We start from the raw sequence: 15,520 nt of genomic DNA on the forward strand, positions 1-15,520 counted from the left end.
GTGTTGTACAAGGGGCCCTTCCTAACAAGCGGGTCAGAGGCACGAGTGCAGGGCCTCCGCCAACTCGTCGACACGATCGTGTTCGGCCAGCGTGGCGGTGGCGTACGCGAAGGTGTAGCCCCTGCCCGGGTCGGCCCACGCGCTGCTGCCGCCGATGCCACCCATGCCCCAACTGCCGTCCGGCTCCCACTGCATGCCCAACGTCCACTGCGCGATGCGGTCCAGCACCAGGTCCGGCCCGTCGTACTGGACCTTCGTCGCCTCTGCCACCAGGTCCGGGCTGAACAGGCGTACGCCGTCCAGGACACCGCCGGCCAGCAGACCGGCGTAGAGCCGGGCCAGGCCGGCGGCGGTGGCGTGCAGGTTGACCGCCGGCACCTCGGCGCCCCGCCAGAGCGGACTGTTCAGCACTGTCAGGTCGAGCCCACCGGCCGGGTTGCCCATGGCGCGGGCGCGCAGCGAGCCCGGCGTACCGAGCGCTCGGGTCGGCCACTGCGGGTCGCCGTAGCGCAGGTCCGCGCAGCGGCGTTGATCCGCCGCGGCCAGCCCGAAGCCCAGGTCGAGCCGCCATGGGCCGGCGATCTCGTCGGCCAGGTAACGCCCCACCGACCGGCCGTCCACGCGGCGGACCAACTCGCCCACCAGGTGCCCGTACGTCCACGCGTGCTCACCTGCCACCGAGCCAGGCGTCCACTCGGGGTCGGCGGCGGCCAGATCGCCGGTGAGCAGCGCCCAGTCGGTGATCGCCGTGGCCGGCCGCGGAACCGGGAAGGCCGGCAGCCCGGCGGTGTGCGACAACACCTGGCGCACGGTCGCAGGGGTACGGAACTCCGGCCAGTACCGCGTCACCGGCGCGTCGAGGTCGATCCGTCCCTGGTCGACGAGCATCAGCAGGCAGAGTGCCGCGACGGGCTTGCCGACCGAGTAGACGTTCACGAGCGTGTCGTGACGCCACGCCGCGCCGTCGGGCCGGTCGGTGGTCCGCGCCCCGACTTCGGGCCCGTCGGTGGTCCGGGACCCACCGACCAGGTCGACCACCGGTTGACCGTCGTACCAGATGGCCAGGCTGGCCCCGGTCTCCCGACCGGAGGTGAGCAGGTCGTGGAAGCAGTCCCGGACCGGGGCGAAGCGCGCGTGCATCAGGCCACCGTAAGTGGAGTTGCCGCTCCGCGTGCCTCTGGCCCACGTTCTGCTCGCACGCGGCTCGGGGTGCCCTGATGAGCGTGATACCTCAGAGTCATATTGATGCCTCTGAGGTATCACGCTCGTAGCAGTGACCGATATCCGGCGCGGAGGCGCGGAGGCGCTGCTTGGTGAAGGCGGCAAGACGCCGCAGCGGAACGGCAAATCGCGACGATTCTGCTGTTCATTTCTTTCAGTAATGTGACGTACGATTGCGGCCGTGACCAAGCGGTTGACTGAAGTTGCCAAGAAGGCGGGCGTCAGCGAGGCCACCGTCAGCCGGGTACTCAACGGCCGGGACGGGGTGTCCGAGGCGACCCGCACGGCCGTGCTGACCGCGCTTGACGTGCTGGGCTACGAGCGACCGACCAAACTGCGTGGCGAGCGTGCCCGGCTGGTCGGGCTGGTGCTGCCCGAGTTGCAGAATCCGATCTTCCCGGCGCTCGCCGAGGTGGTCACCGGATCTCTCGCCCAGCGCGGCTACACGCCGGCTCTGTGCGCCCGCACCATCGGCGGCGTGTCCGAGATGGACTACGTCGAGATGCTCCTGGACCACCAGGTCTCCGGCGTGATCTTCGCCGGCGGCTCGTACGCGCTGGCCGACGCCCGCCACGACCACTACCGTCGGCTGACCGATCGGGGCCTTCCGGTGGTGCTCGTCAACGCCGGCGTCGACGAGTTGGGGTTTCCCCGGGTCTCCACCGACGACGCCGTGGCGGTGGAGCAGGCGTACGGGCATCTGCGCTCACTCGGTCACGAGCGGATCGGGATGGTGCTCGGCCCAGAGGGACACGTGCCGTCGCGCCGCAAGCTGGACGCGATGGTCCAGGCCGCCGGTTGGGGTGACGCCGAGCGGGAGTGTGTGGAGCGTTCGAGCTTCTCGATGGAGGGCGCGCGGGTCGCCGCGACCAAACTTGTCGAACGCGGCGTGACAGGCATCATCTGTGCCAGCGACGTGCTGGCTCTGGGCACCATCCGGGCGGCCCGGCGGTTGGGTCGTGCGGTGCCCACCGACATCTCCGTGGTGGGCTTCGACGACTCGGCTTTCATGACCTGCACCGACCCGCCGTTGACCACCGTGCGGCAGCCCATCGAGACGATGGGTCAGGCCGCCGTGGACCTGCTCGTCACCCAGATCGAGGGCGTCGGCGTCCTGCAGGACGAGTTGCTGTTCGAGCCGGAGCTTGTGGTTCGCGGCTCCACCGCACCCGCCCCGGGCCGCTGACCGCGCCCGCGCCCTGACCGCGCCCTGACCGCGCCCGCGCCCTGACGCTGCCGGGGCACTGAGCCGTACCCATCTGACGACGTTCGGCCGTCGACCGCTCACCAGCGGTCGGCGGCCGTTTTCGTCGTTGCCCGGCCCTCACCGGCAGCAAGCTGAGCGCCACCTGGTCAAAGGATGGCAAAAGCTCTCGAGGCCGCCGCAGCTCGTGTCGCCATCCCTATCTGCCACTGCTATGTCGTCTCTTTTCAGTTTGCAGTCCAACTCTTGCTGACATGAGTTCTCATCGCTACAGTGACGTCACTCACACCTGGCACCGGCGCAGCTACGAGGCGTCAGGACTCACCACCGCAGATTCAGCGACGTCATGGAGACACCCGTTCCCGAAGGGATGGACAGATGTCCGTACCGCAATACCGAAGGGCTGCGGCGTTAGCGCTCGTGGCCGGCCTGGGGCTCAGCCTCACGGCGTGCTCCACGAAGAGCGACGACAAGGACACGACCGCTGGCGGCAAGGTCACCATCACTGTCGACTGCCAGCCCGTCGGCGCGCAGAAAGAGCTGTTGAAGAACTGGAACGACGATGTCGCCGAGTTCCAGCGGCAGAACCCGGACATCGTCATCAAGAGCGTGAGCGTCGGCGAGCAGTGCAACAACCCGCCGGACTTCACCGCCCGCCTCGCCGGCGGCACCGTGACGGACGTGTTCTACGGGTACATGACCGATCTCCAGCAGGTGCTGGACTCCGGTCAGGCGATGGACATCTCCGAGTACGCAAACAAGGACACCGTCCCCACCTGGGACAGCATCGACCCGGCACTCAAAGAGGTCTTCAGCGACGGCGGCAAGCTCTACGCCGTACCGGTGAAGAACTACTCGATGGGCCTTGTCTACAACAAGGCCCTGTTTCAGCAGGCCGGGCTCGACGTCAACAACCCGCCCAAGACGTGGGCAGACGTCCGGGCGGCCGCCAAGAAGATCTCGGCGCTCGGCAACGGCATCGCCGGCTACTCGGAGTACAGCGCGGGAAACACCGGCGGCTGGCACTTCACCTCGCTGCTCTACTCGCAGGGCGGCCGGGTGCTGACCGAGGACGGCAAGAAGGCCGACTTCAACAACGCCATGGGCAAGCAGGTCCTGCAGAACCTCAAGGACATGCGGTACGGCGACAACAGCATGGGCGCCCGCCAGCTCCTGCAGTGGGGCGACCTGCTTACCAACGCCGGTGCGGGCAAGGTCGGCATGTTCATCGGCGCACCGGACGCGACCCAGGCGATCGTCAGCCAGTTCCAGGGCAAATTCCAGGACTGGGCGATGAGCCCGCTGCCCGGCCAGGACGGCCTGGCGAAGGGCACGCTCGGCGGCGGCGAGGGCTACTTCTTCAAGAAGGGCCTCACCCCCGAGCAGGTCAAGGCCGGTCTGAAGTGGATCGCGTACCAGAAGTTGACCCCGGGCAAGGGCCAGTTCGACTACGTACGGGCCAAGCCGCAGAACTACCCGGTGGGCCTGCCGCAGCCGCTGCTCTTCGCCAACGGCAGCGACGCACAGAAGCAGGAACTCGAACTGCGCAAGGCGAACGCGAACGTCGATACCGCGAACTTCGCGATCTTCGAGGCGACCCCGATCCCGATCAAGGGTGAGCCCCGCAACGCGCAGGCGATCTACGCGGTGCTCGACGCCGCGATGTCCGGGGTGCTCACCAACCCGAACTCGAACATCGACGCGCTGCTCAAGACGGCCGAGGACAAGGTCAACCAGCTCCTGTCCGCCCAGAGCTGATCGGCAGGTGTGGGGGCCGTGGAACCCGGCCCCCACACCTCGCGCCGCACCGTCCGCGTCACTGACTTGGAGTTGCCTTGGCGATCACCACCGTCCCGGAGACCCCCAGGAAACCGGGCCGCCCGATGTCGCCGTACCCGGTGGGGCCGCAGCGCACCAACCTCGGCCGCAAGGTACGGGACAACCTCACCGGGCACGCGTTCCTGATCGGCGCGGTGCTCTGCTTCGTGGTCTTCTCGTGGTACCCGATGATCCGCGGCATCGTCATGAGCTTCCAGCGGACCCGGCGCGGCGAGACGACCTGGGTGGGCTGGGACAACTACCTGCGCATCGTCGACGACCCCAGCTTCTGGACCGCCTGGAAGAACACCGCCTACTTCACGGTCCTCGCGCTCGTCCTCGGGTACGTGGTGCCGTTCTTCGTGGCGATCCTGCTCAACGAGTTCCGCCACGCCAAGGGATACCTGCGGATCCTGGTCTACCTGCCGGTGATGCTGCCCCCGGCCTCGGCGCTGTTCCTCTTCAAGTTCTACGCGTACGACCCCAGCGAGGCGGGGCTGTTCAACGCGATCCTGAAGGCGCTGCACCTGCCCACGTCGCAGTGGATGCAGTCGCCCGGGATGACGATGCCGGCGATGGTGCTCGCGTCCACCTGGATGAACATGGGCGGCGCGGTGCTGATCTACCTGGCGTCGTTGCAGAACATCCCCGGCGAACTCTACGAGGCGGCCGAGCTGGACGGCGCCGGGATCTGGAAGCGGATCCGCCACGTGACGATCCCGCAGACCCGCCTGATCCTCGCGCTGCTGGCGATGCTCCAGATCGTCGCCACCATGCAGGTGTTCATCGAGCCACTCATCCTCGCCAACGGAGCGGGCGCGGAGGACTCCGCGACCTCGGTGGCGTACCTCATCTATCAGCACGGGTTCTTCCAGAACGACCTCAACGGCGCCGCCGCACTGGGCGTGATCATGCTCGTGGTGCTGGCCGGCTTCTCCGCCGTGTACGTGCGGCTGACCGCGAAACAGGACTAGGACGGCGAGAATGGCACAGGACTCCGGGACCCGGACCCTCATCTCCCATGCCCAGCTCAGCAGGGGGCGCGGCCGGGTCATCTACTGGGCGCTGCTGGCCGTCGTCGTGGCCGGTTTCACTCTCGTCTTCCTCGGCCCGCTCTACTGGATGGTCACGGGCGCGCTCAAATCCGGCCAGGAGATCGCACAGACCCCGCCGACGCTGTTCCCGAAGGACCCGCAGCCGCAGAACTACATCGACGCGTGGAACAACCTGGCCCTGGCCAAGCTGCTGTTCAACACGTTCTACTACGCGGCCGGCGCGGTGTTGTTCCAACTCGTCTTCGACAGCGCGGCGGCGTACTCCCTGTCCAAGCTCCGACCGATCTTCGGCAACACGATCCTCGCCCTCATGCTGGCGACGCTGATGATCCCGGCGATGGTGCTCATCGTGCCGCAGTACGTGACAGTGCTCGACCTGCCGATCCTGCACATCAACCTGCTCGACTCGCCGTTCGCGATCTGGCTGCCGATGGTCGCGAACGCGTTCAACATCTTCCTGTTGAAGCGGTTCTTCGACTCGATTCCCGAGGAGTTGATGGCGGCGGCTCTCGTGGACGGGGCGACGCCTCTGCGTACGCTCTGGTCGATCATCCTGCCGCTGTCGCGCCCGATCCTCGGCGTCGTCTCGATCTTCGCCGTGACGGCGGTCTGGAAGGACTTCCTCTGGCCGAAGCTGGTCATGCCGTCACCCGAGACCAGGACGGTGAGCGTCGGCATCTACACCTTCGCGGGCGGTACGCCGATGAACGTGGTCATCGCCGCGTCGGTCATCGCCGCGATCCCGACCGTCATCATCTTCCTGGTCTTCCAGCGGAACATCATGTCCGGTCTGACCGCAGGAAGCCTCAAGGGATGACCACCACCGCAACACCGCGGCGAACAACGGTGGTTCGCTCCGAGACAGAGACAGGTCGGCGAGCACGTCGACGCACTGACGCAGAAAGCAGGTGCTCGTGTCCACAGCAGACAAAAGTCCGTGGTGGCGTGGGGCGGTTATCTACCAGGTGTACCCGCGGAGCTTCGCCGACGGCAACGGCGACGGCATCGGCGACGTAGCAGGCATCCGGTCCCGGCTCGACCACCTGTCCGCGCTCGGCGTCGACGCGATCTGGTTCAGCCCCTGGTATCCGTCGCCGATGGCGGACGCCGGCTACGACGTGTCCGACTACCGCGACATCGACCCGGTCTTCGGCACCCTCGCCGAGGTGGAGGCGCTGATCACGGAGGCGCACGAACTCGGCATCCGGACGATCGTCGACGTGGTGCCCAACCACTGCTCCGACGCGCACCCGTGGTTCCAGGCCGCGCTGGCCGGCGGTCCGGGAGCACCCGAGCGGGACCTGTTCTGGTTCCGTCCCGGACGAGGCCCGAACGGCGACCAGCGGCCCACCGACTGGGTCGGCGAGTTCGGCGGCGAGACCTGGACCCGCACCACCAACCCGGACGGCACCCCCGGCGACTGGTACCTGCACCTGTTCGCCCCGCAGCAGCCGGACTTCAACTGGGACCACCCACGGGTACGCGCCGAATTCGAGGACATCCTGCGGTTCTGGTTCGACAGGGGGGTCGACGGCATCCGAATCGACTCGGCCGGGCTGCTGGTCAAGGACGGGACGCTGCCCGAGGTCCGGCCGGACCAGCCGCACCCGTTCCACGACCTCGACGGCGTACACGACATCTACCGGGGCTGGCGGCGGGTCGCCGACTCGTACCCCGGTGACCGGGCGCTGATCGGCGAGGTGTGGCTGCCGGACCGCCAGCGGTTCGCCAACTACCTGCGCCCCGACGAGCTGCACGCGGCGTTCAACTTCGACTTCCTCGGCTGCGCCTGGGACGCCTCGGCGTTGCGCGAGAGCATCGACGGGACTCTGAGCGCGCACGCCCCGGTCGGCGCCCCCGCCACCTGGGTGCTCTCCAACCACGACGTCACCCGGCACGTCACCCGCTACGGCCGGGCGGACACCACGTTCAGCTTCGCCGCCAAGCGTGAGGGGATCCCCACCGACCTGGAGTTGGGCACCCGCCGGGCGCGGGCCGCCGCGCTGCTGTCGCTGTCGCTGCCCGGCGCCGCCTACGTCTACCAGGGCGAGGAGCTGGGACTGTGGGAGGTCGAGGACATCCCGTACGCGCTGCGCCAGGACCCGATGTGGGAACGTTCCGGCCGGGTCGACCCCGGCCGGGACGGCTGCCGGGTGCCGCTGCCGTGGGCCGGTGACGAGCCGCCGTTCGAGTTCAGCCCCGAGGGCGCGGCGGCGCCCTGGCTGCCGCAGCCGGCCGACTGGAAGGACCGGACCGCCCGTGCGCAGACCGGCGACTCAACGTCGATGCTGGAGTTGTACCGGACGGCGATCAGGCTCCGACGCGCCGAACCGGCGCTCGGCGACGGTGGGTTGACCTGGCTGCCCGCCCCGGACGGAGTGCTCGCCTTCAGCCGCGGCGACGGCTTCCACTGCCTGGTCAACCTCTCCGACACTGCGGTGCCGCTGCCACCCGACGGGGAGTTGCTGCTGGCCAGCGGCCCACTCGACGACGGGCTGCTGCCGTCCGACACGGCCGTCTGGCTGCGTACCCCCGAATTGGCGGGCAAGCCGCGCGCGGCGAACGGCGCCGACCTGACCTGACCCGACCGGCGGACGTATCGAGAGAGAGGAGAAAACGAGGAACCTGCGACGCCGCACCGACACGGCCCACCCACCATCGCACCGTCTCCACCTGTCGCGGCACGACGGGCGTATCTCCGCACCCGTCACCGGGCAACGCAACGCACCCCACCACCCCCGAAAGAGGTGTAAGCGACCCCATGTCCAGAAACGGCACCAGACGAGGCACCCCACCGACCGGCACGACCGGTCCCCGCACCACCCGCACGGCCCGACGACCCGTTCACCGCCGGCTGATCGCCAGCGCGCTCGCCGGGATGCTCCTCGCCGCCGCCCCGGCCCTCACCCCCGTGGCCAGCGCAGCCCCGGCGGTCGCCGCGTCCGCGTCCGCCGCCCGCGCGGCAATGCTCGCCGGGCTCTCCGCCACGATGAGCGCCAGCAGCTACAACCAGAACTACGTGGCGGCCAACGCCAACGACGGCAACGCCGACACCTACTGGGAGAGCGCCAACAACGCGTTCCCACAGTGGATCCAGGCCGACCTGGGCGCCACCGTCAGCGTCGACCGGGTGGTGCTCAAGCTGCCGCCGTCGTCGGCCTGGCAGACCCGTACCCAGACGCTGTCGGTGCTCGGCTCCACGAACGGCTCGACCTTCACCACGCTGAAGGCGTCCGGCAACTACACCTTCGACCCAGGCACCGGCAACACCGCGACCGCCAGCTTCACCGCGGCCAGCACCCGCTACGTGCGGGTCCAGGTCACCGGCAACACCGGCTGGCCCGCCGCCCAGTTCTCCGAGGTCGAGGTGTACGGCGCCGCCAGCAGCCCCGACACCCAGGCGCCAAGCGTCCCCGGCAACCTGGCCTACACCCAGCCCGCCAGCGGTCAGATCCGGCTCACCTGGTCGGCGTCCACCGACAACGTCGGGGTCACCGGTTACGACGTCTACGCGGGCGGCGCGCTGCGCGGCAGCGTCAACGGCTCGACGCTGACCTACACCGACAACCAGCCCGACAGCGCCACCGTCTCGTACTACGTGCGGGCCAGGGACGCGGCCGGCAACCAGTCGGCGAACAGCAACACAGTGACCCGGACGGGCACCGGCAACCCGCCGGTCGGCACCAACCTCGCGGTCGGCAAACCGATCACCGCCTCCGGGTACGTCCACACGTTCGTGGCCACCAACGCCAACGACAACAACACTGCCACCTACTGGGAGGGCAACGGCAACCCGAGCACGCTCACCGTGCAACTCGGTGCCAACGCCAGCCTCAGCCAGATCGTGTTGAAGCTCAACCCGGACTCGGCCTGGGGCACGCGTACCCAGAACATCACAGTCCTCGGCCGGGACCAGGGCTCGTCGACGTTCACCACGCTTGTGGGTGCCGCGAACTACACCTTCAACCCCGCCACCGGCAACACTGTCACCATCCCGGTGTCGGGCGCGGCTGCCGACGTACGGCTCTCGATCGCCTCCAACACCGGCGCGCCCGCCGGACAGGTGGCCGAGTTCCAGGTCATCGGCACTCCCGCACCGAACCCGGACCTGACCGTCACCGGCATGTCGTTCAGCCCGTCCGCGCCCGTCGAGACGAGTGCCGTCACCCTGTCGGCCACAGTGCGCAACGCCGGCTCGGCGGCCTCCGGTGCCACAAACGTCAACTTCTATCTCGGTGCGACCCGGGTCGGCACCGCGTCCGTCGGTGGCCTCGCGGCCGGCGCGTCGACCACTGTCAGCGCGAACATCGGGGCCCGCGACGCGGGCAGCTACCCGCTCAGCGCGAAGGTCGACGAGAGCAACACCGTCGTCGAGCAGGACGACACCAACAACAGCTACACCAACCCAAGCCCTCTTGTGGTCAGCCCGGTCGCCAGTTCCGACCTGGTCGCCTCGGCGGTCGCCTGGTCACCGGGCAACCCGGCAGCCGGCAACACCGTCACCTTCTCGGTGTCGGTACGCAACGCCGGCAGCGTCGCGTCCGCCTCCGGGGCACACGGCATCACGCTCACAGTGCTCAACGAGGCCGGCACCGCCGTGCGTACCCTGACCGGCTCGTACTCCGGTGTCATCAACGCCGGGGCCACCGTCGGCCCGGTCAACCTGGGCACCTGGACGGCCGTGAACGGCAAGTACACGGTCCGGGTGGTGCTCGCCGCCGACGGCAACGAACTGCCCGTCAAGCAGGCCAACAACACAAGTGACCGTCCGTTCTTCGTCGGTCGCGGTGCCAACATGCCGTACGACATGTACGAGGCCGAGGACGGCGTGGTCGGCGGCGGCGCGACGGTCGTCGGCCCGAACCGTACCGTCGGCGATCTGGCCGGTGAGGCGTCCGGCCGGCGCGCGGTGACCCTCAACTCGACAGGCAGCTACGTCGAGTGGACCACCAGGGCCAGCACCAACACCCTCGTCACCAGGTTCTCCATCCCGGACGCGCCGGGCGGCGGCGGGATCAACTCCACGCTCAACGTCTACGTCAACGGCACCTTCCACAAGGCCATCGACCTGACGTCCCGCTACGCCTGGCTCTACGGCAACGAGGCCAGCCCCGGCAACTCGCCGAGCGCGGGCAGCCCGCGGCACATCTACGACGAAGCCAACGTCATGCTCAACTCGACGATCCCGGCCGGCAGCAGGATCCGCCTCCAGAAGGACCCGGCCAACACCACCACGTACGCCATCGATTTCATCAACACCGAGCAGGTGGCACCGATCGCGAACCCGGACCCGGCGCGCTACACCACGCCGACCGGCTTCACCCACCAGGACGTGCAGAACGCCCTGGACCGGGTGCGGATGGACACCACAGGCAACCTGATCGGCGTGTACCTACCGGCCGGCAACTACTCCACCTCGTCGAAGTTCCAGGTGTACGGCAAGGCGGTAAAGGTGACCGGCGCCGGCCCCTGGTACACCCGGTTCAACGCCCCGTCCGGGCAGGACAACACCGACATCGGTTTCCGGGCGGAGAACTCGGCGGCCGGGTCGTCGTTCGCGAACTTCGCCTACTTCGGCAACTACACCTCGCGGATCGACGGCCCCGGCAAGGTCTTCGACTTCGCCAACGTGTCGAACATCGTGATCGACAACATCTGGAACGAGCACATGGTCTGCCTCTACTGGGGCGCCAACACCGACTACATGACGATCAAGAACTCCCGGATCCGGAACATGTTCGCCGACGGCATCAACATGACCAACGGGAGCACCAACAACCTGGTGAGCAACAACGACGCCCGGGCCACCGGCGACGACAGCTTCGCGCTGTTCTCGGCCATCGACGCGGGCGGCGCGGACATGCGGGACAACGTCTACGAGAACCTGACGTCGACGCTGACCTGGCGGGCCGCCGGTGTCGCCGTCTACGGCGGCTACGGCAACACGTTCCGCAACATCTACATCGCGGACACGCTCGTCTACGCCGGCATCACCATCAGCTCACTCGACTTCGGCTACCCCATGAACGGCTTCGGAGCGAGCCCACCCACCCGGTTCGAGAACATCTCGATCGTCCGGGCCGGTGGGCACTTCTGGGGAGGGCAGACCTTTCCGGCGATCTGGGTCTTCTCCGCTTCGAAGGTGTTCCAGGGCATCCGGGTCAGCGACGTGGACATCGTCGACCCGACCTACAGCGGCATCATGTTCCAGACGAACTACGTCGGCGGGCAGCCGCAGAACCCGATCACCGACACGGTCTTCACAAACGTGTCGATCAGCGGGGCGCGCAAGAGCGGTGATGCCTACGACGCGAAGTCCGGCTTCGGCATCTGGGCCAACCCGATGCCGGAGGCAGGGCAGGGTCCGGCCGTCGGGTCGGTCACCTTCAACAACCTGCGGCTGAGCAACAACGCTGTGGACATCCAGAACCCCACCTCGACGTTCACCATCAACCGCAACTGACCCAGCCCGGTCGCCGGGCGGCGGCCAGTTCCCCGGGCGGTGTGGCCACTCGACACACGGGTGACCACACCGCCCGGCTTGGCGTCAGTCCGCCGCGGCGCCGTGCCGGCCGGCGCCGGCGGCGAACCTGGCCGCGCCGGCCGCCGCGTCGGTGGCCAGCGACTCCATCCCGTACGCCAACTCCGTCGCCATGGCCTCCGACTCGGGCCGGCCCGCCCCGGCCAGCACCGCCGCCCGATCATTGCGCAGGCAGGTCTGCGGGTGCCTGGCGATCAGGGCCGCCAACTCCTCGGCCGCCGCCCGCGCCTGGCCCGGCGGCACCAACCGGTTGACCAACCCCATCGCGTACGCCTCGTCGGCCGGCACCGGACGGCCGGTGAGGATCAGGTCCAGGGCACGGCTCTCCCCGATCAGCCGGGGCAGCCGGACCGTGCCACCGTCGATCAACGGCACTCCCCAACGGCGGCAGAACACCCCGAGCGTGGCGTCGGACTCGGCGACCCGCAGGTCACACCAGAGCGCCAACTCCAACCCGCCGGCCACCGCGTACCCGGAGATCGCCGCGATCACCGGCTTGCCCAGCACCATCCGGGTGGGCCCCATCGGACCGTCGCCCTCCGGTTCGACCCGGTTGCCGCTCGGCGTACTGATCGCCTTGAGGTCGGCGCCGGCGCAGAACGTGCCGCCCGCTCCCCAGAGCACGGCGACCGCCGCGTCCGGGTCGGCGTCGAAGGCGCGGAAGGCGTCCGCGAGGGCCCGCGCGGTCGGCCCGTCCACAGCGTTGCGCGCCTCCGGCCGGTCCAGCACCACAGTCGTCACCGGCCCCGAACGCTCCACAAGAACACCCATAAAGCCCAGCATGCCCACCCCACTCAAGGTCCCCACCCCCACCCACGCTGATCATGCAGTTTCGGTCGCCCAAATGCCCGAGGTGTACGCGATTGCCAGGGCAGCAACTGCAAGATCGGCGAGAAACTGGGTGGTGGCGGTGGGGGATTGCCACTGTTGGGCGGTTTGCGACCGCGTTCGCTGGGAAGTCGGTACGGGTGCGAGCACTTCTGACGAAAGTTGAGCAGGCAGCCGGCTTGGACCGGACGGGCGACCGGTTGCAGCGGGTGGTCCTCAGCACGCTGCGTCCGCGGCGGCTGCGGGACCTGCTGCACGGTGTGCCGCTGGGGCATCCACTGCACCCGGCGATGGTGCAGGTGCCGGTAGGTGCGTGGATCAGTTCCGCAGTGCTGGACCTGATGCCGGGCCAGCGCCGGCCGGCCACAGTGCTCGTCGGCCTGGGCACGGTGAGCGCGCTGCCCGCGGCGGTCGCCGGGCTGAACGACTGGGCGGCGCTCTCCCGGGACCAGCGTCGGGTCGGCCTGGTGCACGCCGCCGCGAACACTGTCGGCGTCGGCCTCTACGCCGGCTCACTTGCGGCACGTCTCTCCGGCCGTCACGGCGTGGGCAGGGCCCTCGGCTTCCTCGGGCTCTCCGCCGTGAGCCTCGGGGCATACATCGGCGGCCACCTGGCCTACAAGCAGGGCGCCCAGGTCAACCAGAGCATTTCCGAGCTGCACCGGATGAGCGACGGCTGGCACCCGCTGGCCGACATGGCCACGCTGCCGCAGCGCACGCTGATCACCCGCGAGGTGGACGACGACATCTCGGTGATCCTCTATCGCCACGGCGACGAGGTAACAGTGATGCTGGAGCGGTGCCCGCACCAGAGCGGGCCGCTCGGCGAGGGCGAGGTGCAGGAGATCGACGGCCACGCCTGCGTGGTCTGCCCGTGGCACGGCAGCGCGTTCCGGCTCAACGGGGGCGAGGTAGTGCAGGGGCCCTCCGGCAGCGACCAACAGATCCTGCCCACCCGCATCCAGAACGGCGTGCTCCAAACCCGCCTGCCCTGACATACCCGCCGGCCCTGCCTGGCCCGGCCCGGCCCGGCCCGGCCCTGCCTGGCCCTGCCTGGCCCGGCCCGGCCCTGCCTGGCCCGGCCCGGCCCTGCCTGGCCCGGCCCGGCCCTGCCTGGCCCGGCCCGGCCCTGCCTGGCCTGGCACTGCCCGATCTGCCTCGCTTGCCCGACGCCGGTGCTTCGCTCCCGGGAGCCGGTGTTGCCGACGACGATGATGACTCTGAGGTATCAAGATGACTCTGAGGTATCACGCTCTCCGGACACCTGCCCCGGGAGCCCTCGGCGCGTGGCCCGCACCGTCACCGAGCTCAATGTTTGGATCAGCTGCGTCGGTGCCGGCGGGCCGACGGTCCGTTCAGCTGCGCCGGTGGCGGCCGACCGATGGTCCGTCCGGTACGGAGTCCAGGTCATGCCCGCTGGCGAACAGTTGGCCTTCGGCACTGTCGCCTGCCCAAGCGTCGTCGCCAACCCAACTCGGTCCACCGGTGGGCGGCGTGCCGCGGCTGGCAGGTGCCGTGCTGCCAGTAGGTGCGATCCCGCTGCCGCCGCGAGCAACCGCGCTGCCGCCGCGAGCTACCCCGCCGCCATCGGGAGATGCTGCACGGCCCTCGCGGGCTACCCCGCCGCCATCGGCAGACGTTGCACGGCTGTCGCGAGCTACCCCGCTGTCGCCGCGAGATGCTGCACGGCCGTCGCGAGCTACCGTGCCGCTGCCGATCGCCGCGCGGTTGTAGCGCGTTGCTGGTGTTCTGGTCCGGGGGGTGCGGGAGGACGTGGCCAACCGGGGAGCCGCCCCGGCGGTCGCCGGGCGGCGGCGTAGGCCGAGCACCGCACCGATCTGGGCGCCGACGATGCTCGCGACGGCCAACACGGCGGACACCGCCAGCGGTCGGTTGACCCCGTCGGTGTCACCGGCCCGGGCTGCGCCGACCGTCATCGTGGGTGCCTGGCCCGCCGACTCCGTACCGCTGCGGGGTGTCGTCTCCACCCGCTCCGGTGCGGTCCGCTCCGGTGCCGTCTGCTCCGGGGCGGTTTGCTCGGGCGCCGGTCGCGGTGCCGGCGGCTTGGGTGCGGCAGGCTGGCCGACGAGTTTCCCGGTGGCGTGCCGCCGTGCGCCCTGGTCGGCGGCCTCGCTGGGGAGCCGTAGCAGTTGGCCGGGGCGGATGCGGTCCGGGTCGTCGAGTTTGTTCAGCTTGGCGAGCTGCCGGTAGTCGCCGAACTCGTCCAGGTAACGCTCGGCCACAGTGCCGAGGTAGTCGCCCCTTGCCACGCGGTACATCGGCGTAGCTTCTTCGTCAGCGGCGGAGTCACCGGGGGCGGTGAACCCGATCCGGGTCAGCGGGACCGCCGTGTCGTGCGTCGCGCTCGGACGGTTCGGCGTGGCGAGGGTGGCGACGGCTGCCGCGTCCGGACTCGCGTACGCCGGGGTGCCGTAGACGGCTGCGGCGCTGGCGGCGGCCGGGCTGGCCACGAGGATCAGCGCGACCGAGCCGACGAGCGCGGCGGCGGCCTTTTGCTGGCGGCTCATCCCGGGCAGCTTCGGCGCAGGCCGGCGCAAGGTCTGCGCGCCCAGCTCGACCAGGACGGAGAAGGTGAACGTGGCCCAGCCGAACCATCCGGCCAGCGCCAACGCCCGCAGGAAGAGCTGACCGTCGTCCCGGCTGGTCAGCGCCGTGCCCACCTCGGCGAAGGTGGGCAGGTGATCAGGCAGGGGGTTGCCGGCGAAGGCGAGCAGCGCGATCGGCGCGCCGACCACCAGGGCGCAGAGCACGACAAGCGCGCCGAAGCCGGTGAGGATACGTCCGGTCCGGCGTACCGCGGACCGATCCGATGCGGGCATGGCTGCCTTCCCT

Annotated in this window: 9 protein-coding genes and 1 pseudogene; 7 read left to right on the forward strand and 3 right to left on the reverse strand. The window is 69.5% G+C overall.

Annotated features, from left to right (window positions below):
• Nucleotides 1-33: 33 nt before the first annotated feature.
• Entirely contained in the window at nt 34-1,140 is a 1,107-nt protein-coding gene (locus ADK66_RS02165; RefSeq protein WP_053652042.1) for a serine hydrolase, read from the reverse strand.
• Nucleotides 1,141-1,402: 262 nt separating this feature from the next.
• Between ADK66_RS02165 and ADK66_RS02170 the strand changes: the two genes are divergently transcribed.
• The 6 genes from ADK66_RS02170 to ADK66_RS02195 all read left to right on the forward strand — a co-directional run bounded on the left by ADK66_RS02170 (nt 1,403) and on the right by ADK66_RS02195 (nt 11,761).
• Nucleotides 1,403-2,407: a LacI family DNA-binding transcriptional regulator gene (locus ADK66_RS02170; RefSeq protein WP_053652044.1), complete on the forward strand. Its 1,005-nt coding sequence runs from the start codon at nt 1,403-1,405 to the stop codon at nt 2,405-2,407.
• 396 nt (nt 2,408-2,803) lie between these two features.
• The gene (locus ADK66_RS02175) at nt 2,804-4,183 is read left to right on the forward strand and encodes an ABC transporter substrate-binding protein (protein WP_053652046.1); all 1,380 of its coding nucleotides are present in this window, start codon (nt 2,804-2,806) and stop codon (nt 4,181-4,183) included.
• A gap of 77 nt (nt 4,184-4,260) precedes the next feature.
• Nucleotides 4,261-5,217: a carbohydrate ABC transporter permease gene (locus ADK66_RS02180; RefSeq protein ID WP_053652047.1), complete on the forward strand. Its 957-nt coding sequence runs from the start codon at nt 4,261-4,263 to the stop codon at nt 5,215-5,217.
• A gap of 10 nt (nt 5,218-5,227) precedes the next feature.
• Nucleotides 5,228-6,115 carry a carbohydrate ABC transporter permease gene (locus ADK66_RS02185; RefSeq protein ID WP_053652049.1) on the forward strand — a complete coding sequence of 296 codons (888 nt, stop codon included), beginning with the start codon at nt 5,228-5,230 and terminating at the stop codon, nt 6,113-6,115.
• 97 nt (nt 6,116-6,212) lie between these two features.
• On the forward strand, nt 6,213-7,880 hold the full coding sequence (locus tag ADK66_RS02190) for a glycoside hydrolase family 13 protein (RefSeq protein ID WP_053652351.1): 1,668 nt from the start codon (nt 6,213-6,215) through the stop codon (nt 7,878-7,880).
• Between the two features lie 179 nt (nt 7,881-8,059).
• Nucleotides 8,060-11,761, forward strand: coding sequence for a discoidin domain-containing protein (locus tag ADK66_RS02195; protein WP_197281391.1), 3,702 nt, complete (start codon nt 8,060-8,062; stop codon nt 11,759-11,761).
• An 84-nt stretch (nt 11,762-11,845) separates the two neighbouring features.
• Here ADK66_RS02195 and ADK66_RS02200 read toward each other — a convergent pair whose 3' ends face one another.
• The gene (locus tag ADK66_RS02200) at nt 11,846-12,610 is read right to left on the reverse strand and encodes a crotonase/enoyl-CoA hydratase family protein (RefSeq protein ID WP_053652051.1); all 765 of its coding nucleotides are present in this window, start codon (nt 12,608-12,610) and stop codon (nt 11,846-11,848) included.
• A 197-nt stretch (nt 12,611-12,807) separates the two neighbouring features.
• On the opposite strand from ADK66_RS02200, the gene ADK66_RS02205 reads away from it, so the two are divergent.
• Entirely contained in the window at nt 12,808-13,662 is an 855-nt protein-coding gene (locus tag ADK66_RS02205; RefSeq protein WP_053652053.1) for a Rieske 2Fe-2S domain-containing protein, read from the forward strand.
• Nucleotides 13,663-14,391: 729 nt separating this feature from the next.
• Here ADK66_RS02205 and ADK66_RS02210 read toward each other — a convergent pair.
• A pseudogene (locus ADK66_RS02210) lies at nt 14,392-15,507 on the reverse strand (LysM peptidoglycan-binding domain-containing protein); the annotation flags it as partial.
• Between the last annotated feature and the right edge of the window lie 13 nt (nt 15,508-15,520).

Origin of the sequence: Micromonospora sp. NRRL B-16802, assembly GCF_001279555.1 — a bacterium.
GTDB lineage: Bacteria > Actinomycetota > Actinomycetes > Mycobacteriales > Micromonosporaceae > Micromonospora > Micromonospora profundi.

Excerpts from the sequence above, each read along its gene's own strand:
- ADK66_RS02165 (WP_053652042.1), bottom strand. The coding sequence starts at position 1,140 with ATGCACGCGCGCTTCGCCCCGGTCCGGGACTGCTTCCACGACCTGCTC.
- ADK66_RS02185 (WP_053652049.1), top strand. The coding sequence starts at position 5,228 with ATGGCACAGGACTCCGGGACCCGGACCCTCATCTCCCATGCCCAGCTC.
- ADK66_RS02195 (WP_197281391.1), top strand. The coding sequence starts at position 8,060 with ATGTCCAGAAACGGCACCAGACGAGGCACCCCACCGACCGGCACGACC.
- ADK66_RS02200 (WP_053652051.1), bottom strand. The coding sequence starts at position 12,610 with ATGGGTGTTCTTGTGGAGCGTTCGGGGCCGGTGACGACTGTGGTGCTG.
- ADK66_RS02175 (WP_053652046.1), top strand. The coding sequence starts at position 2,804 with ATGTCCGTACCGCAATACCGAAGGGCTGCGGCGTTAGCGCTCGTGGCC.